General features: G+C 41.2%; 16 protein-coding genes and 1 pseudogene. 8 read left to right on the top strand and 9 right to left on the bottom strand.

Annotation, left to right across the window (positions count from 1 at the left end):
- Positions 1-2: 2 nt before the first annotated feature.
- From glmS to TH606_RS04125, 8 genes are read right to left on the bottom strand one after another with little or no spacing between them, the layout of a single operon-like run.
- Positions 3-1,850 carry a glutamine--fructose-6-phosphate transaminase (isomerizing) gene (gene glmS, locus TH606_RS04160; protein WP_068541556.1) on the bottom strand — a complete coding sequence of 616 codons (1,848 nt, stop codon included), beginning with the start codon at positions 1,848-1,850 and terminating at the stop codon, positions 3-5.
- On the bottom strand, positions 1,850-3,250 hold the full coding sequence (locus TH606_RS04155; RefSeq protein ID WP_068541554.1) for a TIGR03013 family XrtA/PEP-CTERM system glycosyltransferase: 1,401 nt from the start codon (positions 3,248-3,250) through the stop codon (positions 1,850-1,852). Before TH606_RS04155 ends, glmS begins: the two co-directional genes overlap by 1 nt.
- A gap of 12 nt (positions 3,251-3,262) precedes the next feature.
- Positions 3,263-4,120, bottom strand: coding sequence for a P-loop NTPase family protein (locus TH606_RS04150; protein ID WP_068541552.1), 858 nt, complete (start codon positions 4,118-4,120; stop codon positions 3,263-3,265).
- Between the two features lie 14 nt (positions 4,121-4,134).
- Complete coding sequence (locus TH606_RS04145) at positions 4,135-5,130, bottom strand: ExeA family protein (protein ID WP_068541550.1); 996 nt, start codon at positions 5,128-5,130, stop codon at positions 4,135-4,137.
- Positions 5,131-6,666, bottom strand: a complete 1,536-nt coding sequence (locus tag TH606_RS04140) for an XrtA system polysaccharide chain length determinant (RefSeq protein ID WP_068541547.1) — start codon at positions 6,664-6,666, stop codon at positions 5,131-5,133.
- Positions 6,667-6,678: 12 nt separating this feature from the next.
- Positions 6,679-7,932: a porin family protein gene (locus TH606_RS04135; RefSeq protein ID WP_068541545.1), complete on the bottom strand. Its 1,254-nt coding sequence runs from the start codon at positions 7,930-7,932 to the stop codon at positions 6,679-6,681.
- Between the two features lie 13 nt (positions 7,933-7,945).
- Positions 7,946-8,506, bottom strand: coding sequence for a polysaccharide biosynthesis/export family protein (locus TH606_RS04130; protein WP_068541543.1), 561 nt, complete (start codon positions 8,504-8,506; stop codon positions 7,946-7,948).
- Entirely contained in the window at positions 8,496-8,825 is a 330-nt protein-coding gene (locus TH606_RS04125; protein ID WP_068541541.1) for an HNH endonuclease, read from the bottom strand. The genes TH606_RS04130 and TH606_RS04125 overlap by 11 nt, the downstream gene beginning before the upstream one ends.
- Positions 8,826-8,847: 22 nt before the next feature.
- Between TH606_RS04125 and mqnE the strand changes: the two genes are divergently transcribed.
- Entirely contained in the window at positions 8,848-9,930 is a 1,083-nt protein-coding gene (gene mqnE, locus TH606_RS04120; RefSeq protein WP_068541539.1) for an aminofutalosine synthase MqnE, read from the top strand.
- On the opposite strand, the gene gyrA is transcribed toward mqnE, so the two are convergent.
- Positions 9,927-12,350, bottom strand: a complete 2,424-nt coding sequence (gene gyrA / locus TH606_RS04115; protein WP_068541537.1) for a DNA gyrase subunit A — start codon at positions 12,348-12,350, stop codon at positions 9,927-9,929. The two genes, mqnE and gyrA, sit on opposite strands and share 4 nt — an antisense overlap.
- A gap of 214 nt (positions 12,351-12,564) precedes the next feature.
- On the opposite strand from gyrA, the gene TH606_RS04110 reads away from it, so the two are divergent.
- The 7 genes and pseudogenes from TH606_RS04110 (at position 12,565) to hcp (ending at position 18,643) form a co-directional block, all read left to right on the top strand.
- Entirely contained in the window at positions 12,565-13,263 is a 699-nt protein-coding gene (locus TH606_RS04110; protein ID WP_068541535.1) for an MBL fold metallo-hydrolase, read from the top strand.
- Positions 13,264-13,371: 108 nt separating this feature from the next.
- Positions 13,372-14,046: a ComF family protein gene (locus TH606_RS04105; protein WP_082863506.1), complete on the top strand. Its 675-nt coding sequence runs from the start codon at positions 13,372-13,374 to the stop codon at positions 14,044-14,046.
- A gap of 11 nt (positions 14,047-14,057) precedes the next feature.
- Positions 14,058-14,729, top strand: a pseudogene (locus TH606_RS12080) (carbon-nitrogen hydrolase family protein); the annotation flags it as partial.
- 63 nt (positions 14,730-14,792) lie between these two features.
- A complete protein-coding gene (gene rfaE2 / locus TH606_RS12075; RefSeq protein WP_068541622.1) occupies positions 14,793-15,260 on the top strand; it encodes a D-glycero-beta-D-manno-heptose 1-phosphate adenylyltransferase in 468 nt (155 codons plus the stop codon).
- On the top strand, positions 15,250-16,272 hold the full coding sequence (locus TH606_RS04095; protein WP_068541531.1) for a radical SAM protein: 1,023 nt from the start codon (positions 15,250-15,252) through the stop codon (positions 16,270-16,272). The genes rfaE2 and TH606_RS04095 overlap by 11 nt, the downstream gene beginning before the upstream one ends.
- A complete protein-coding gene (locus TH606_RS04090; protein ID WP_068541530.1) occupies positions 16,272-16,946 on the top strand; it encodes an HAD-IA family hydrolase in 675 nt (224 codons plus the stop codon). The genes TH606_RS04095 and TH606_RS04090 overlap by 1 nt, the downstream gene beginning before the upstream one ends.
- Before the next feature lie 68 nt (positions 16,947-17,014).
- Positions 17,015-18,643 carry a hydroxylamine reductase gene (gene hcp / locus TH606_RS04085; RefSeq protein ID WP_068541528.1) on the top strand — a complete coding sequence of 543 codons (1,629 nt, stop codon included), beginning with the start codon at positions 17,015-17,017 and terminating at the stop codon, positions 18,641-18,643.
- The last annotated feature ends 331 nt before the right edge of the window (positions 18,644-18,974 follow it).

The raw sequence follows: 18,974 nt of genomic DNA, 5'->3' as shown, positions 1-18,974 counted from the left end.
ATCTACTCCACCGTAACACTTTTAGCCAGGTTTCTGGGCTGATCAACATCACAACCCCGCCTTACTGCTACCTCATAGGCTAGGAGTTGTAAAGGTATAGTGTATAAAATGGGAGAAACCTCCCATTCACAGGAAGGTAATTCCAATACCTGCGGGGATACCCTCTTGAGGGTTTCATCTCCTTCTGTACCCAAGGCAATAATATCTCCTTTACGAGACCTAACTTCTTCAATATTTGAAATCATCTTTTCGTACACATGGTGGTTCTGAGGAGCCAGGGCTACTACAGGCATTTCTTCATCAATCAAAGCAATGGGGCCGTGTTTCATCTCGCCAGCAGCGTAACCCTCGGCGTGAATATAAGAAATTTCTTTAAGTTTTAAAGCCCCTTCTAAAGCAATAGGGAAAAGGATATTGCGCCCCAGATAAAGGAAATGTCTTTTTTTCTGATACTGATAAGAAAGTTCTTTTATATCAGGATGGAGCTTTTCAATAAGTTTTTCCAGCTGATAAGGTACCTTGAGAAGGGCTTTGGCTATGCGTTTACGCTCTTTTTCAGACAAGGTTGCTCTTATTTCTCCAAAATAAAGCACAAGCAATAAAAGGGCCGTAAGCTGGGAGGTAAAGGCCTTGGTAGAAGCCACCCCGATCTCTGGGCCGGCATGAGTGTAAATAGTTCCGTCTGATTCACGGGTAATGGTACTTCCCAGCACATTACAAATAGCTATAGCTTTGGCCCCGACTTCTCTGGCCCGCCTCAGGCTAGCCAGGGTATCAGCTGTTTCTCCAGACTGAGAAATAGGGATAACGAGCGTTTTTTCGTCAATCAAAAAATCACGATAGCGGAACTCAGAGCCTAGTTCTACTTCTACTGGCAAACGAACCAGGCGTTCAAATAAATACTTACCTACCAAACCGGCATGATAAGAAGTTCCACAGGCAAGGATACAAATTTTGTTGAGAGATTTAATTTCTTCAGGGGTTAAAATTATCTCTGGTATTTCAACCCGGCCGGTTTCAGGGTCAAGGCGCCCCCTAAAGGTATTCAAAATAGCCTGGGGTTGTTCATAGATTTCCTTAAGCATAAAATGCTTAAAGCCCGCCTTTTCGGCCATAGCAGCGTCCCATTTTATTTCCACGGGATCTCTTTCCACAGGGCTTGCGTCGTGAAGTTTAAAAATTTTACATTCATGGCGGGTGACTACGGCTAGCTCCCCGTCTTCCAGAAAAAGGACCTTTCGCGTCCAGGGAAGAAGGGCGGGTATATCAGAGGCCAGGAAGTTTTCTCCTTCGCCAAGCCCTAGGACTAAAGGACTCTGGTTGCGAGCAGCAACCAGCTTATCAGGTTTTTTAGCCCAGAAAACTCCTACCGCGTATGAACCCTCTACCTGGGCCAGGGCCTTTCTGACGGCTTCTTCCAGAGGCTTTCCCTTGGTCAGTTCTTCTTCAATTAAATGAGGGATTACTTCAGTATCAGTTTGAGAACGAAACTTATGCCCTTTGTCTTCAAGCTTGGCTCGCAGGTGGTGATAATTTTCTATTATGCCATTATGAACTACTACCAGTTCCTGCTTGCAATCTCCATGAGGGTGGGCGTTGCGTTCTGCTGGCTCTCCATGGGTGGCCCAGCGAGTATGCCCAAGGCCGATGCCTTCAGTTTTTTGGTGGTAAGAAGCCAGGACTTCTTCAAGCTTTATAAGTTTGCCAAGGGCCCTTATGACATCTATACGGCCTTCAGCCAGAACAGCTACCCCGGCAGAATCATAGCCACGGTATTCAAGGCGCCTCAACCCTTCAAGCAAAACCGGTATAACGGGTCTCGGCCCAATGTAACCAATTATGCCACACATCAGCGCGCTCCTTCTCCAAACAATACGATTTTTATGGTTTTAAAGATAATGTAAAGATCAAACATGACGGACATGTATTTGATGTAATAAAGGTCATATTTCAATTTTTCTAAAGCATCTTCATCTGAAGCTCCGTAAGGATAACAAATTTGAGCCCAGCCAGTAATGCCCGGAAGAACGGTGTGTCTCTGGTCGTAATAAGGGATTTTCTGACGCAGGCGTTCTACGAAAAATGGGCGTTCAGGCCTTGGCCCTACAAAGGACATATCTCCTTTGATTACATTCCACATCTGAGGGATCTCATCTAGGCGAAGTTTTCTTATTACTCTACCTACCCGTGTAACTCTGGGATCATTTTTTTGAGCCCATTTAGGGGCGTCTTTTTCGGCGTCAGTTCTCATTGAACGAAACTTGTAAAGTTTAAAAATCTTGCCGTCCTTGCCCACCCTTTCTTGAATAAAAAGTACTGGACCAGGGGAATCAAGCTTAATTAGAATGGCAATTAAAATGGCAATAGGCGATAAAATCAACAACCCTAACGAAGCAACTATAAGTCCTAAAACTCGTTTCAAGAACATGGTAGTGCGAGACTTATAAAAACCCCCATGAAAAATGAGCCAGCTTGGCCTTATTTTTTCAACCAAAATTTTCCCGGTCAAATGTTCATAGAAGGTTTCCCCTTCTACCACGTCAATACCTTTCATGCGACACTCTAAAAGTTCATCTACCGGAAGCTTTCCTCTTCTATCTTCTAAGCAAACAACTATTTTTTGAATATGATTTTTGATGCAATTTTTATAAAGGTTATCAAAGCTACTATAAATTACAGGCTTTTTTTCAAACTTTGTTTTTTCTAAATCAATATTTTCCTGTGGAGAATGAAATATTGTCGTTATGCTAAAACCTGAATCTAGCTGATTATATATTTCATCAATTATTTCTTTCGCTAAAGAAGAATAGCCAACCAAAGCTAAACGCTCATTAAGATAACCTGTTTTTAAAAGATAAAAATAAAAAAGACGCCAGGAAATGGCCAAAATAATAATTAAAAATAGAAAAAATGTAAAAGACCAATTATTAATCATTAAACGCGGAAAAACTGAATAAAATACACCTATAAGGAAAGTAGCCACTCCTACTGCTTGAACTAAACGGAGAGACATATCTAGTAAGGAATCTTTGCGTCTAAAACTATAAAGATCAAAATAATAAAGCCACAACTGAAACATAAAGGCCACAAAAAATATTTTAGCAAACAAAGGCCAATGATCAAAATCAAAGCCAATATAATGATTTTTGAGATAAAGTACCAGGAGAGACAAAGATACTATCAAAAAAAATTCTGAAGCAAAAAAGAGTAATTTTCTAGCAGGATAGTAACGATGAAATAACCAAATCATAGTAATTAACTTCTATTTTCTGTAATATTTGTATTTATAAGCATAATGGTAATACTTTAGTTTTGGAGAAAACAACCCTAAAGAGGAAGGCATGTAATTATTAAAAACAAAGCCCAGAAGTTTAGATTTGCCAATTTTGTCTACCGCTTCAGCAATAACTTCATAGTCAGAAAAAGCATATCTTACTACAAATAAAATACCATCTACTAACCGTGAAAGAGAAATGCTTTCTGAAGCCACCAATACAGGAGGGCTATCAAATATAAAAAAGTCTTTAGGAAAAGTTGTGCGTAACTCTTCCATAAAGTGAACAATGGCTTCTGAGCTAAAAAGGTCTTTAGCTTCAGAGCTTAGTTCGCCAGCTGGCAAGATATATAAATTATGATAATCCGTCTTATAAACAACTGAACTTAAATCTGATATTTTGCCCGACAAAAAATCAGCTAAACCTCTATCGGTTTTAATGCCTAATTTTTCGGCAAAAGTAGGCTTTCTCAAATCTGCTTCTATTAAAATTGTAGGAGTTGTACGAGCAAAAGAAAAAGCTAAACTTATTGAGGTATATGTTTTACCCTCTTTAGGTACAGCGCTGGTAACCAAAATAAACCTTGAAGGCAAACCAGTACGTGGATGGAGAATCTGACTGCGCAGAATTTTAAAATTTTCAGCCACGATGCTCTCAGGCTCATGATAGACCAAAAGACGAGGATCAACCTCAGTTAGAGTCACATGAGGAAAAGTTGCTTTTTCAGAAACTTGACCTTTTTCTTCGCTTTTATCAACTCTACCTGTTGATTGAGTTAAAGTTTCTGGCCTTTCTTCAAAATTTTCCTTTTCAATAGTCTCCACTAATTTTGAAATCTTACCCATATTTTTCTCCGATTTTAATGTTCAATTAAACCAGCCCAAAAAGAACTTATTGTTTCAATATTCCATAAATCCAACCAGAGGGTTACTAATATAATCGTCAAAATAAGGCCAAAAATAAAAGGTAATAAAAACTTCCAATTGAAACTTTTTCGCTCTTCCGGAGAAGTAAATCTTTGATTTTGTTTTTCAGACGGAATAAGGTGTTTCACTTCTTTTATTGCTTCTAAAACACTATCTTTCTGCACCAGAGATTCTTTTTTTAAATAGGCATTAATCATGGCATGGTCAGCCAAAATATTTATAACCCGCGGAATACCCTGAGAGTATTCAAATATTAGTTCAATGGCATCGTCAGTAAATATACGATTACGAGGAGAACCTGCCCGAATAAGTCTCATGGCGATATAATCTTTAACGTCTTTAAAATCCTTAAAAGGCCCCAGGTGATACCTAAAAGATAAGCGCTGGCGAAGGGAGGTTAGCTCGGGGGCCTCAAGCTTTTGGAATAAATCCGGTTGACCAACTAAAATTATAACCATAGCAGGGAATTCAGCTGCTACATTAGCCAAAAGACGTAATTCTTCTAAAAGAGAAATGCTGGCCGACTGGGCTTCATCTATAACCAGGACTAAAATTTTATTCTTATTATGAAATTTACTGAGTTTTTCACGGAACCTAAAAAGAAAAACAGATTTTGATTCATCTTTCCATTCATTCCTAAATAATTCTTTAGCTAAAAGAGAATAAAAGTCGTTAACATCAAGATTAGGATTAAAAACAGGAACCAGAACGACATCATTGCGTTTTTTTAAATCCCTTAAAAAATAATTAAGCAAAGTGGTCTTCCCTACCCCTATATCACCCGTTAAAAGCAGAAAGGGCTTTTTCGCTAAAACAGCATATTTTAAGTGGGAAAGAGCCTCCCGATGCTGATCTCCCAGATAGAGAAAATCAGGATCAGGATGGATCTCAAAAGGATTTCTAGATAAACCCCAAAAACGATAGTGCATTTAAAAACTCATCTCCGAAAAAATTTTATAAGCCAAAAAAGCGTTAACAGCTAAACCAGAACAGGCTAATAGCGATAACAGCAAATTCTTACACATCAATTTGATTTTATCTCTTTTTAAAACCACAGCTGGTATAGTTGCTAAAACTTTTACTTCAAAACCAGCTTCCAGTAGAGAGGGGTCATAAACTTTCTTATCAATAACAAATTCCAATAATACCGCTAAACCTAAACCTAGCCCTACCGCAGCTATAAAACCCATGGCCAGCATTTTCTTAACATCAGGAGAAACAGGCACTTCAGGAGTACGTGCAGGATCAATAATCCTGAATTGTTCACCCTGCTGCCTTTTCTCTAAAGTTTCTGCCATCGCTGCTTGAATCTTTTTGTCAAGCAGCATACGATAAGTTTTCATTAAATTATTATAGTCCCTAGTAAGATCAGTTAATTCTTGTTCTCTTTTAGGAATATTTTCTAGTCTCTTTTGATACAAAACTATTTTATTTTTAGTTTCAGCTATCAATTCATTTATTTTAGATAAATCGCTATCTATTTCCTTTAACTGGGACTTAAGTTGACCTATTACTGTATTAGGGCTTTCTCCTTCCTCTTCTAATTTTTTCATTTCTTCTTCTTTCTTTTCTATAAGGCGCTTTAGACGAACAACATCGGGATGTTTTTCGGTATATTTTGTTAATAAAGCCTCATATTTTTGCTTTAAAAAATCCAGACTAGCTTTATAATCCTGAGAATCTCCTTCAACTGCTTGAGAAAGCATATTCTGCTCATTTTTAGCCTTTTTTAACTGATCTAAAATAGCTACTTTTCTATCCTGGAGCATTTCTTTTCTTAACTGTAAAGCTTCATATTCTTTCTGTAAGCGCTGTAAAATTGCAATAATAGACTGTTTTTGCTCAGGAAGTTCTGCCATATATTTCTTTTTATATTCTTGAATAGCCATTTCACGCTGACGCAATTGATTTTCTATATTAGTCAATTCTTCATCCAAAAAAGCTGTAATAGTTTTTGCCTGTTCCTCTCTAAGCTTCAAATTTTCTTCAATAAAAGTATTGGCAATTTTATTAACTACTTTTGCCGCCAAAACTGGATCATAATAGGTATAACTAATAACTAAAACATTTCTTCTACCACCCCTTGGCCGCTGAACTTTTATATTTTTTCTCATTCTTTCTACGACTGTCTCCATAGGCAAATTTTTTACAGCTTGTGGATAAAGATTAAATTCCTTTATTAAATATTCTAAGTTGCTTCTGCTGGTAATTTCCTGCCAGATAGAATGAATAAAAGCCTCCATATCTCCAGAAACAGTAGTTCTAACATAAGAAGAAGGCACTTTTTGAGGTGAAATAGTTAAAACTACACGGGCTTCATATAGTTTAGGGGTGTTTAAAACTTTCCATTGAACAAAAGCAAAAACTGGAATAAAAGAAAAAATTATTATCCACTTACGGCGCCAAAGAAAAGTTATAATGTACAAAATATCAATCTGTCTTTGTAAATCTTTTATTTTAACCATACCTTACTCCTTTTAAAGCCAGGGCAAGCCTTTACCTTGCCAGAACAAATAATTTATTTTAAAGAATAAAGAATTAACTTCATATTCATCATTAGGGTTATCAGAATCTACTTGGCGATAAGAGTAAGTAAGAGATGCTGACAGATTTTTTGTTATCGTTCGGCTTAAACTACAGTTAAAACCATAAGTTTTTTTAATCTCTTCCTGATCATCTTCCCATCTATATATTAGGTTGATAGTTCCTGTCATTTTTTTGCTTATTTTATGGGAAGCACTTAAAGAAAGATCATAATATTTAGTAAAACCTTCATTCTGAGCCTCTCCATATTGATATCTATAACCTCCAGAACCAGAAACGCTATAAGTAGTTAACTTATAACGTTTCGTATAAGCCACTGAAAAACTAATTCCATCTTCGTCATTTCCTTTATCATCAGAATTTTTCCAGAAATAACCCAAGGAAAAGTGATAACTTTCCGTCTTTGTCGGTTGCCAGGCGTACATTAAAGAAATATTATATGTTTTGTAGTCTTCTCCCTGGGGGTCTTTATCTTGAGTTTTATCAAAAGAAAACCGGAAAGATACGTTTTTATTATGAGCTAATTTATAGCCCTGAGAAAAAGATATCTGCCAGGTTTCTACTGGTGCCGTTGTCTCAAATTCTCTTTGAGTAGTGGATAGTCGCAACTCGGAAAAATATTTAACAAAATCTTTTGAAATAGAAACAAATTCATTATAGATTCTAGAATCTTCTACGGTAGGATCTTCATTTTGCAAGTAATTAATTGAAAGACCGGCTTTTATAAAAGAATTTTTCCAGTATTCATAACTAATATTAGCAGATGAATTGATACGATAATAAGGCTCTCTTTTGCCTAATCTTTCTTCAAAAACCTCTCGATCAGGCTCTATGGGCTCTTCGGTACGATAGTAAATGGAACGAAAATCAAATGATAATTTTTTAGTAAGAGATCTATTATAACCTAAAGATAGGTTATGCCTAAAAGAATCATTTTCACCCTGACTCCAATAGAAAGAACGACTTAAACTATAAGAAAGATTCATAGAAGAGACACGGCTCGACCTAGCTGCAGAAAACAAAAAACCAGCATTGGACACAAAGTCATCTTCTTTGTGTTCTTTGTCTAAATAAAGATTATCAGTATATTCATTATCTAAAAATAAAGAAAGAGAATAGAAATGGCTCTGCCCCATCACCAGTGATGGTATTACTAAAAACATAATGGATAAAATTAAAAAATACATTTTTTCCTCCATATCAAGGAATCAAGATTATATCATCAGGTAAAAGATAAAAGTCATTTATTTCTTTCCCTTTTAAAGCCTTTTCATAATTAAAAAGCAATATTTTTCGTGTAGCTTTATCGAACCTCAGAACTTTGATCTTATCTTTAGCTGCCCATTCAGTAAAACCACCGGCTAGAGATAACGCCTGAAGGATAGTAGTAGGCTTACTGAGAGGATAAGCCCCTGGATTTCTGATCTCTCCTATCATGTAATAAAATTTACTATTTATCCCCTTAACAACCACCGTTACTACTGGTAAATCAATATATTCTTCCAGTTTTTTTTGAATTTCTTCTTTAAGTTCCATAGGAGTTTTGCCCGCAGCCATAACATCATCAATTAGAGGCAAAGTTATGCGCCCATCAGGCCGGACAGTTATGTCTCGAGAAAAGTCAGGCTCTTTCCAGACAATTATCTCTAAAACATCCCCTGGCCCAATAATATATTCGTCAAACTCAGTTTTGGCGGCCCAGGCTTTGGAAAGAATTAATAAATAACCAAAAAGTAAAAGTACAGTAATTTTAGTTTTCATTATTTAAACCCCCTCTTAGGCGATTAAGATACTCCTCCCACTCCCAGGGCATAAGATACTTTTTTTTGTTGTTACATTCCTTACAGGCTGGTACCAAATTTTCTCTTACAGACCTTCCGCCTTGAGCCAGAGGAATTAAGTGGTCCATAGTAAGCTCTGAAGGCTTGAATTTTCGGCCGCAATAATAGCAAATACCTGAAGCACATTTGCGCCGCCACCACTTAGTCTGCCTTAGTTTGCGAGCCTTTTCCCTTTCAACTTTAAAAAAGTCTTCACCAATTAAAAATTCCCGTTTATTTTTGCGTCTTGCCATAGCCATAAACTTTTGTTAGCCCTTAAATATGCCCCAATTTTTAGATAAAAACCTTAAAAACATCTACGAAAAAATTAAAAATAATCTCCGCCTTTCTTTTGAAGACGGCTTAAATCTTTTAAAAACCAATGATCTGCTTGGCCTTGGTTACCTCGCATCCCTGGTTAAAGAGAAACTACATTCTAAAAAAGTATACTATGTTTTCAACCAGCACGTAAATTATTCAAACATTTGCCTTAATTTGTGTAAATTTTGCGCCTTTGGCAAACCCTTAGAACACCCTGAAGCCTACGAATTAAGTATCGAAGAAATCGTTAAAAAACTTAAGGAAAATCCTTCATCTGTAAGAGAAATTCATATTGTAGGGGGATTAAACCCCAGATTACCTTACGAATATTACCTTGACCTGTTAAAAACCATCAAAAAAAATTTTCCTCAGGTCCAACTTAAGGCCTTTACCTGTGTGGAGATTGAACACCTAGCCAAACTGGCTAACAAAACCGTAGAAGAAGTTTTGAAGGACTTAAAAGAAGCCGGCCTTTCCTGCCTCCCTGGAGGCGGCGCGGAAATTTTTGCCGAGCGCATCAGAAAAAAACTTTGCCCGGAAAAAATTTCGGGAAAGCGCTGGTTAGAGATAGCTCGTACCGCCCACCAATTAGGTATTCCCTCTAATGCCACCATGCTTTATGGCCACCTGGAGACTTATGAAGAGCGGATAGAACACCTGCTAGCATTAAGAGAACTTCAGGATGAAACTAAAGGTTTTCTCTGTTTTATACCATTGCCCTTTTTGCCTCAAAAGTCTTATTTGAGGAGAGATGTAGCCCCTACCACCGGCTTTGAGGATTTGAAAATGATGGCCACCGCCCGGCTCATGCTTGATAATATTCCTCACCTTAAGGCTTACTGGGTATTTCTTGGCCTAAAACTGGCCCAGGTGGCCCTTCATTTTGGCGCAAATGATCTCCACGGCACGGTCTATGAAGAAAAAATAAGCGATTTCTCCGGGGCTCAGGGCGATAAAGCCCTCTCCCGTCAGGAAATTGAGCGTCTCATTCGTGAAGCAGGTTTTGAACCTGTAGAGCGAGACGCCCTTTATAATCCAGTTTAATCTTTTTCAGCAAGTTTAGCCAGCGAGACTATCCTTTCTCCACCGGCCATCATGAAAAGACGCACTCCCTGAGTAGCCCGTCCCTGCACCGGAATATCTTTAACCCTTAGTCTTATTATTTTTCCCGCCGTGGATGCAAGCATTATTTCATCTTCATCGCAAACCCGAGCACATCCCACCAATTTTCCGGTCTTGTTGGTTAACTTCATGGCAATAATACCTTTGCCTCCCCGGCCCTGGAGGCGATATTCTTTTAGACTGGTGCGCTTGCCATAACCCAGTTCAGTTACCGTAAGGAGGCTGGCCTCATCTCCTGGGTCAAGTATTTCTAAACCAACTACTTCATCGTTGGCTGAAAGCTCTATACCTTTCACCCCAGCAGCGGTACGGCCCATGGCCCTGACTTCTTCTTCAGGAAAACGGATAGATTGACCGTTGCGAGTTACCAGGAGAATTTCTTTATTACCGTCAGTGAGGCCAGCGGCAATGAGTTCATCTCCGTCTTTGACTGCCGCGGCCACTATTCCAGTGCTTCTGGGATTAGCAAAAGCAGAAAGGGCTGTCTTTTTTACCAGGCCTTTTTTGGTAGCAAAAAAGACAAACTGGTCTTCTTGAAAATTTTTAACGGGAAGAATAGTGGCTATTTTCTCATCCTGAGAAAGTGGTAGCAAATTTCTCAGGGAAGTTCCTTTGGCGGTACGCCCGGCCTGAGGAATGTCATAAACTTTAAGCCAGTAAAGCTTCCCTTTATTAGTGAAACAGAGGAAATAATCGTGAGTGGTAGCAATATAAAGTTGTGTAACTACATCTTCATCCCCTGCCCCTACTCCGGTTTTACCACGGCCCCCTCGTCTTTGGCTGCGATAAGTGCTCACTGGCAGGCGTTTGATATAACCCCGGTGAGTAATAGTCACCACTACCTCTTCTTCGGCTATTAAATCTTCCACGGCAAACTCTTCGGCTTTAGGTATGATTTCCGTACGCCGCTCGTCAGCGAATTCTTTTTTGATGGCCAGGAGTTCGTCTTCTATTACCTTGAGAAGGACTTTTTCTTCGGCCAGTATCTTTTCAAACCAGGCTATCTGGCGCTTTAGCTCCTCATATTCAGCTTTTAATTTCTCCTGTTCAAGGCCTGTTAAACGCTGAAGCCTCATGTCAAGGATGGCCTGGGCCTGCACCGCAGTAAGCCCAAACCTTTTCATAAGCCCTTCCTTAGCCTCAGCAGGAGTTTTAGAGGCTTTTATCAAGGCTATTACTTCATCTAAGTTGGCCAGAGCTATTAATAAACCCTCTATCACATGGGCCCTATCTTTAGCTTTACGCAGATCATAAAGAGTGCGCCTTATAACAACGTTTCTACGGTGGGCAAGGAAATGGCCTAAAAGTTCACGCAAAGAAAGTTGCTCAGGCCGATTGTTAACCAAAGCCAGCATAATAATGCCAAAAGTAGTTTCTAGAGGCGTTAATTTGTAAAGCTGGTTTAAAATTACCGGGGCAAAATCCTGTTTTTCTCTTTTGAGTTCAACTACTACGCGTAGGCCTTCGCGGTCTGACTCATCGCGCACCTCAGAAATTCCTTCTATCTTTTTCTCCTGAGCCAGAGCTACGATTTTTTCTACCAGTTTGGCTTTGTTTACCTGATAAGGGAGCTCGGTAATAACAATAGCTGTTTTATTTCCTTCGCGTTCAATGTGGGCTCTTGCCCTGAGTTTAATTAACCCTTTACCCGTAGCATAAGCCTCTTTTATACCTTCTGTCCCACAAATATAGGCTCCGGTAGGGAAGTCCGGACCTTTTATATATTTCAGTAGTTCATCAAGGGTGATATCTGGGTTATGTATCATGGCCACCAAGGCATCTATCACCTCACCGAGATTGTGAGGAGGAATGTTAGTGGCCATACCCACGGCAATACCGGCAGCACCGTTTATAAGGAGATTGGGAATACGACTGGGAAGGACCACCGGCTCTTCAAGGGTATTGTCGTAGTTGGGCATGAAGTCAACGGTTTCTTTTTCTATATCGCGCAGGAGTTCGTGGGAAATTTTTGCCATACGAACTTCGGTATAACGCATGGCGGCAGGGGCATCGCCATCCATGGAGCCAAAGTTCCCCTGGCCGTCTATCAACGGATAGCGCATGGTGAAGTCCTGCGCCATGCGCACCAGAGTATCGTAAACCGCCATATCTCCGTGAGGATGGTATTTACCAATTACGTCACCAACAATCCTTGCGCTCTTTTTATAGGGTTTATTCCAGTCGTTTTTAAGTTCGTGCATAGCGTAAAGAATACGTCGCTGAACGGGTTTCAGGCCATCACGCACATCAGGAAGTGCTCTTCCCACAATGACACTCATAGCGTAGTCCAGATAAGATTTCTTAAGTTCCTCTTCAATGGGCACCTGAACAATCTCAGCCATAAAAACAAAACCTCCTCACCTTGGTTGTCTTGCTATATACCACACAATCATGGACTTTGCTTCTAATCAGAACAAACGGAGAAAGCGATATCGCTCGCGACAGGGGCATCTATTTGTCACTGCAAGGAGCCGAAAGTGACGAGATTGCTTCGCCTGCTCGCAATAACAAATCTTTTGTGGTCGCCTTGCTGAAAAGTCCTGTATAATCTTTTTCATGGAACTTTATGTAGTATTTGATAATCAAGCCCAGGACCCAGCTTTTATTTCTGGATGGGGTTATAGCGTTTATATAGCTCCCCTTGGCCTTCTTTTTGATACTGGATCAGAAACCGCCTCTCTCATTCACAATTTAGGCCTTTTTCAAGTCAGCCTGGATTCTATTGATACTATTTTCCTTTCACACTTTCACTGGGATCATACCGGCGGGCTACTTGGCCTCTTGCCTTACTTAAAAAATATCACGGTAGTCTTACATGGAGGATTTTCTAAAGGCTTTGTAAGCGAAATTTTTCGCCTGGGAGGCAAAGTAAAGGAAATTAATTCCCCATTACAGATAGCCCCTGGAGTTTATACCACAGGTTGCTTCCCTGAACCCGTGCCAGAGGCAGGCCTGATATTTGAAACAGAAAACCATTTGGTCCTCCTTACTGGCTGTGCCCATCCTGGTGTTCTTTTCATGGCTCAAGAAGTTGAACGCCTGTTTAGAAGGCCGCCATCATTTATAATTGGAGGTTTTCATCTGTTGAACAGGCCGGAAGAGGAAGTTTTCGCTCTTGCCTGGGAGTTGAAACGTTTAGGAGTAACGCATGTGGCCCCTTCCCACTGTACCGGGAAAAAGGCTCAAGCCATCTTTGCTAAAGTTTTTGGCGAGGGGTTTATCAAAGTAGGGGCAGGAACAAAGTTAAAGATTTAAGTTTTATCTTAAAAGATGTTTTGTTCGGGTAATGCCTCGTGCAATGACTAAAAACTTTTTTATTGCCGATAGTAATCAAAAATTAATCGTTCCTGCCGATGGAATTTAATGATGGGGTTATCCGCATGGAGGCTCAACAGGAGCCGTTTAAAAGAACTAGGGCAGGTCTTTCTGGATTTTATTTTTCCCCGTTACTGCCAGAATTGCGAAAGACTTCTAAAAAAGCAGGAATGGCTCTTTTGTGAAAGCTGTAGCGAAAAACTTCCCCGCAATGAAGCCATAGTTTTCAGCAAAAATGAACTCTTCTTCCCTTTGAAAACTCCTTTTCTTTACGAAGAGCCATTAAAAAACGCTATTAAAGCCCTAAAATACCAGGAAGATATCTATTTAATTCGCGAGATGGGAAGATTCTTTAGTAAGTTCTTAACTTTGCCAGCGAGTTTTATTGTTTGCCCGGTGCCGCTTCATCCCAAACGTCTGGCCCAGAGAGGTTTTAACCAGAGCTTGTTTTTGGCCAGGGAAATATTTGGCCCAAACGTCGTGAAAGAACTCCTTGTTCGCCATAAAAATACCAGGCCCCAGGCCGGCCTTTCTCGTAAAGAGAGGGAAAAAAATATAAAAGAGGCCTTTAGGGTCATTAACCCTGAACAGGTAGCAGGAAAAAGGATTTTGCTTTTTGACGATGTGCTTACCACCGGTGCCACGCTGGCCGAGTGTGCCCGCGTACTTTTAAAGGCCGGTGCTTCTCAAATAGAAGTAGCCACTCTTACCAGAAGAGGCTAAAATGCCTTTTCATGAAAGTCGGCATACTGGAATATCCCTTTTACCCTGAGCCAGAAAAGACTTTTTCAGCTCTTTTAAAGCTTCTTAAAGAGGCCCCAGAGGCTGACCTCCTCGTTGCACCAGAACTGGGTATTTCAGGCTATGAAAAGGCCCTTGACGCTAATTTTTTAAAAAAGGCTTACGTTATCCTTTCGGAACAAGCAAAAACCCCTCTCCTTATCGGCGGAGCTAACCTAAAAGAAAGAAAAAGTGCCGCCTGGCTAATAACACCAAAATCCATCACCAAAGTGGCCGAGAAAATAAACCTTTTTCCGGGCTTTGACGAAAGGAAGGGCTTTAAGCCAGGCCGTCTCCTTCCGCCTTTTGAAGTAAATGGCATACCTTTGGGCGTTTTTATTTGCTACGACTTGAGATTCCCTGAGATTGCCAAGAAACTTGCCACTGAAGGTGCGCAGGTGCTTTTTTGCCTGGCAGCCTGGCCGGGGGAAAGACTTTCTCACTTTCATTCACTTTTGCGCACCAGGGCTATTGAAAACCAGGTTTTTTGTATTGGAGTAAACGCCAGGGGCCAGGTGGAAGGCATAGAGCTTGGAGGCCAGAGTATTGGCTTTCACCCCTGGGGGGAAGTGCTGGCTGAGTCTTCGGGAGGCATCACCGTTTTTGAACTTGACTTTTCTGCCCTGGAGCAAGCGCGGCGTTTATTTGTGACTTCGCGTCAGGTTTCCCCATCGCTTTTATCCGAAAAGATTTTGCCCTTGGAAGAGCTTTGCCGCCGGGCAGGCTGGCGTAAGGCCCTGGGGCAAAAAATGGTCTTTACCAACGGCTGTTTTGATTTACTTCATGCCGGCCACGTGAGCTATCTTGCCAGAGCCCGTGAAGCGGGAGACTTTCTGGTGGTAGGCCTTAACTCTGACACTTCTATCAGGCGAATTAAAGGCCCCAAACGCCCCGTAAACCCGCAGGAATATAGGGCCCAGGTTTTAGGCGCCCTTTCGGTGGTGGACTATGTGGTTCTCTTTGACGAAGACACTCCTGAACGGCTCATCAAGGCCCTGCGGCCAGATGTGCTGGTAAAAGGGGCTGACTGGCCTGAAGAAAAAATTGTCGGGGCAAGCTTTGTGAAAAGCTACGGTGGAAAAGTCTTGCGTATTCCTTTTGAACATGAAATATCTACTACCAAAATCATAGAGAAAATCAGGCAAAATGAAGCTTAGGCCTTTTGACTCTGGCGGCATAATGCTTTCGTATCGTTGCCAGTGCGGGTGCAGGCATTGTGTTTACGCCTGTGGCCCCAGGTGGCAAGATTGGATGTCTCGCGATTTTTTAGAAAATCTCTTACGCGGCATAAAAGAAACTTCAGGAAACCCTAAAGGTTTTCACCTGGCCGGAGGCGAAGCCTTTTTAAACTTTGACCTCTTGCTCTTGGCAGTGGAAAAATGTAATGAACTTGGCCTTCCCCTTGAATACGTTGAAACTAATGCTGGCTGGTGCGTGGATTACGAAACAGGGCTTGCCAAATTAAAGGCTCTTAAAGAGGCAGGCCTGAGGAGCATTCTTATTTCGGTGAGTCCTTTTCATACCGAGACCGTCCCCCTTGAAAGGTCTCTTACGGCTATTAGGGCGGCTGAAGAAGTTCTTGGAGCGGGAAATGTAATCGTTTACATGTGGCAGTTTATTGACTTAATAGCCAGGTTTGGCCGGGAAAATCCTGTGCCTTTAAAGACCTGGATTGAAGTCTTTGGCCCGGAAGCAGCAGGAAGTCTCTTTTGGGATGGCTATGCCTTAATTCCTGGAGGCCGGGCAGGCGTAGAATTAGGATTCCTTGCTCCTAATAAATATCCTCCAGAACACTTTGCTGGTAAAAACTGTGCTGAGGAAATACTTTTTTCACGCCACGTGCACTTTGACCCTTATGGCAACTATATTCCGCTTTTTTGCGGGGGCTTAAGTCTTGGAAAAGTAGAAAATTTGCCCTCTTTTATTGAAATATTTGATTATCGCAAGCTTCCGTTAATTAAAATTCTGGTAGAAGATGGCCCTTATGGGCTTTTTCTTTTTGCCCAAAGGGAGTTTGGCTTTAACCTGGGAAATAAGCTTTTTGCTGGTAAATGTCACTTGTGCGTTGAAGTAAGAAAATTCTTGCAGGGAAAAGCTGATTTTGAGGAACTTACCCCTCAAGCCTTTTATGAAAACTTACGCTCTCATTTACCGCCTCTGGAGGAATAATGCTTCCCAAAAACATCTGGCAAGAAATAGAAACCGTATTTTTTGACGCTGAGGGAACACTTTTTCATATCACCCCCTCTGTGGGCCAAATTTATGCAGAAATATGCCAAGAGTTTGGGTTAAAAGTGAACCCTCACGAGCTTAATAAAACTTTTCTAAAAACCTATTTAAAACACCGGGGGAGCTTTGAGGCCTCCCCTGAAAGCTGTTTTGAAGGCTGGCGAAAGGTCTTTCTAGAAACTATTAGCCACTTTGGCGAACTCAAAGACCCAGAAACCGCTTATCTAAAGGGATATGAGATTTTTGCCAGGCCTGAATATTTTCGCCTGTCCCCAGATACCGAAGAAACACTTTCAGCTATTAAGGCCTCTGGCCGCAGGCTGGCTATTATTTCTAACTGGGACGAAAGGCTTATCCGCCTTATTTCGGCCTTTGGGCTCAGCCATTTCTTTGAAGATGTTATCGTATCCTGTGAAGTGGGCCTGATGAAACCTGACCCACAAATTTTTGAACTTGCCTGCCAGAAACTTAATACTCCACCAGAAAAAGCCCTAATGATAGGGGATAACTTAAACGACGATGTCTTGGGCGCAAGGGAAGCAGGACTCTGGGCCTTGCGCTACCCAGGTGGTAGTCTTAAAAAACTTTTTCCCCAAGAAATTTTTATTTCTTGATATAGGTCAAGGCCTCCTATAAAGTTCCTAGTTATTTTGTAGGAAAATAAGATTAGGAGGTAGAGATAATGTTTTGTAATCAGTGTGAACAAACAGCCAAAGGTGTTGCCTGCACTAAAATTGGCGTTTGTGGAAAAAGCCACGAGACCGACGTTTTACAGGACCTTTTGATTTATGCCTTACAGGGACTTGGAAAGGTGGCTCAGGCTGGCCGCAAGGTGGGAATAGATGAAAAAGACGTAAACTTTTTTACCTGTGAGGCCCTTTTTACCACCTTAACCAACGTTAATTTTGACCCTGAGTCTATCAAAAACTACATTTTTAAAGCCATTGAGCTAAGAGAACAGCTCAAAGAAAAGGTTAAGGCTAAAAACGGAGAAGTTCCAGAAGATGGCTCAGCAAGCTTTAACCCTCCGAAAGACCATAAGGAACTTTTGAAAACAGCCGAACAAATTGAACCTCGCCCTGAAACGGCCAAAGATCCTGATATTTTCTCTCTCAAGCTGACCACTATTTACGGCTTAAAAGGGATAGCCGCTTACCAGTATCACGCTGCCAAGCTCGGTGAAGAGGATCCCATGGTCTATGAATACATACACCGAGCCCTGGCCACCCTTGAATCAGACGACCTGGGCCTTGAAGATTGGGTAAACATGGTGCTTGAGCTTGGTAAAGTAAATTTAAAAACTATGGAACTGCTTGACCGGGGCAACCACAAAAACTTCGGTGTTCCCAAGCCTACGGAAGTCCCTCTGGGACATAAAGCTGGCAAGGCTATCCTGGTTTCTGGCCATGATTTGCAGGACTTATACGAACTTCTCAAGCAAACCGAAGGCAAAGGAATCTACATTTACACCCACGGGGAAATGCTTCCGGCTCATGGTTATCCTGAACTCAAAAAGTTTGAGCATTTTTACGGCCATTACGGTACTGCCTGGCAAAATCAGCAAAAAGAGTTTCCTGAGTTCCCTGGACCTATTGTCATGACCACCAATTGCCTTATGCCGCCCAAAGAATCTTATAAAGATCGGGTTTTCACCATGGGACCGGTGGCCTTTTCTGGAGTAAAACATATTTCAGGTCATGACTTCTCAGAAGTTATAGATATGGCCCAGAAGATGGAAGGCTTTAAAGAGGATGCTAACGGCCGCAAGGTGCTAACAGGCTTTGCCCATGAAACTGTGCTTTCCGTGGCAGATAAAGTTATTGAAGGGGTAAAAAGCGGTGCCATTAAGCATTTCTTTCTGGTAGGCGGTTGTGACGGAGCCAAGCCCGGCCGCAACTACTACAGCAGGTTCGTGGAACTAACACCTAAAGATACCGTGGTTTTAACCCTTGGTTGCGGCAAATTTCGCTTTTTTGACAAAGATCTTGGCACTATCGGAGAATTACCACGCCTGCTTGACATGGGGCAGTGCAATGATGCTTACTCGGCTATTCAGGTAGCACTGGCACTGGCCAAGGCTTTCAATGTAGATGTAAACGAGCTCCCTCTTTCGCTTATTGTTTCCTGGTATGAGCAAAAGGCCGTGTCTATTCTTTTAACTCTGCTTTACCTGGGGATAAAAAACATCTATCTTGGACCAAGTCTTCCAGCCTTTCTTTCTCCCAATGTATTAAAGTTTCTGGCTGAAAAATATGACATAAAACCCATTTCAGACCCTGAAACAGACCTAAAATCCTGCTTAGGAGCTTAATTCTCCCTCCTCCTAAGCGAGAGGCCTTCGGGCCTCTCGTTTTTATTTTTATGACCATAACCGGTAACTATTTTGGGGCTATCACCGCTAGCCCCTTCCCTGTCATTGAGAATTCCTTTTCTGTCATTGAGAGTCCCTTTCCCTGTCATTTGCAAGCCACAAAGTGGCAAAGTAATCTTTATCCTGAGCAGTAGCGAAGGGATCAGAGATCGCCACGACGACTCGTCCCACGTGACAATACCCTGTAATGTAAAAGTGCTCTCAATATTTTTCCTATCATTACAAGTCGTACTTTCCTGCTGGGTAGTATTTCAGTAATTGTGTCCGAAAA

Origin of the sequence: Thermodesulfatator autotrophicus (assembly GCF_001642325.1) — a bacterium.
GTDB classification, from domain to species: Bacteria; Desulfobacterota; Thermodesulfobacteria; order Thermodesulfobacteriales; family Thermodesulfatatoraceae; genus Thermodesulfatator; species Thermodesulfatator autotrophicus.
This window is presented reverse-complemented; position numbering and strand designations above follow the sequence as displayed.

Coding starts and splice junctions, on each gene's coding strand:
- glmS (WP_068541556.1), bottom strand. CDS start 1,850: ATGTGTGGCATAATTGGTTACATTGGGCCGAGACCCGTTATACCGGTT.
- TH606_RS04155 (WP_068541554.1), bottom strand. CDS start 3,250: ATGATTTGGTTATTTCATCGTTACTATCCTGCTAGAAAATTACTCTTT.
- TH606_RS04150 (WP_068541552.1), bottom strand. CDS start 4,120: ATGGGTAAGATTTCAAAATTAGTGGAGACTATTGAAAAGGAAAATTTT.
- TH606_RS04145 (WP_068541550.1), bottom strand. CDS start 5,130: ATGCACTATCGTTTTTGGGGTTTATCTAGAAATCCTTTTGAGATCCAT.
- TH606_RS04140 (WP_068541547.1), bottom strand. CDS start 6,666: ATGGTTAAAATAAAAGATTTACAAAGACAGATTGATATTTTGTACATT.
- TH606_RS04135 (WP_068541545.1), bottom strand. CDS start 7,932: ATGTATTTTTTAATTTTATCCATTATGTTTTTAGTAATACCATCACTG.
- TH606_RS04130 (WP_068541543.1), bottom strand. CDS start 8,506: ATGAAAACTAAAATTACTGTACTTTTACTTTTTGGTTATTTATTAATT.
- TH606_RS04125 (WP_068541541.1), bottom strand. CDS start 8,825: ATGGCTATGGCAAGACGCAAAAATAAACGGGAATTTTTAATTGGTGAA.
- mqnE (WP_068541539.1), top strand. CDS start 8,848: ATGCCCCAATTTTTAGATAAAAACCTTAAAAACATCTACGAAAAAATT.
- gyrA (WP_068541537.1), bottom strand. CDS start 12,350: ATGGCTGAGATTGTTCAGGTGCCCATTGAAGAGGAACTTAAGAAATCT.
- TH606_RS04110 (WP_068541535.1), top strand. CDS start 12,565: ATGGAACTTTATGTAGTATTTGATAATCAAGCCCAGGACCCAGCTTTT.
- TH606_RS04105 (WP_082863506.1), top strand. CDS start 13,372: ATGATGGGGTTATCCGCATGGAGGCTCAACAGGAGCCGTTTAAAAGAA.
- TH606_RS04095 (WP_068541531.1), top strand. CDS start 15,250: ATGAAGCTTAGGCCTTTTGACTCTGGCGGCATAATGCTTTCGTATCGT.
- TH606_RS04090 (WP_068541530.1), top strand. CDS start 16,272: ATGCTTCCCAAAAACATCTGGCAAGAAATAGAAACCGTATTTTTTGAC.
- hcp (WP_068541528.1), top strand. CDS start 17,015: ATGTTTTGTAATCAGTGTGAACAAACAGCCAAAGGTGTTGCCTGCACT.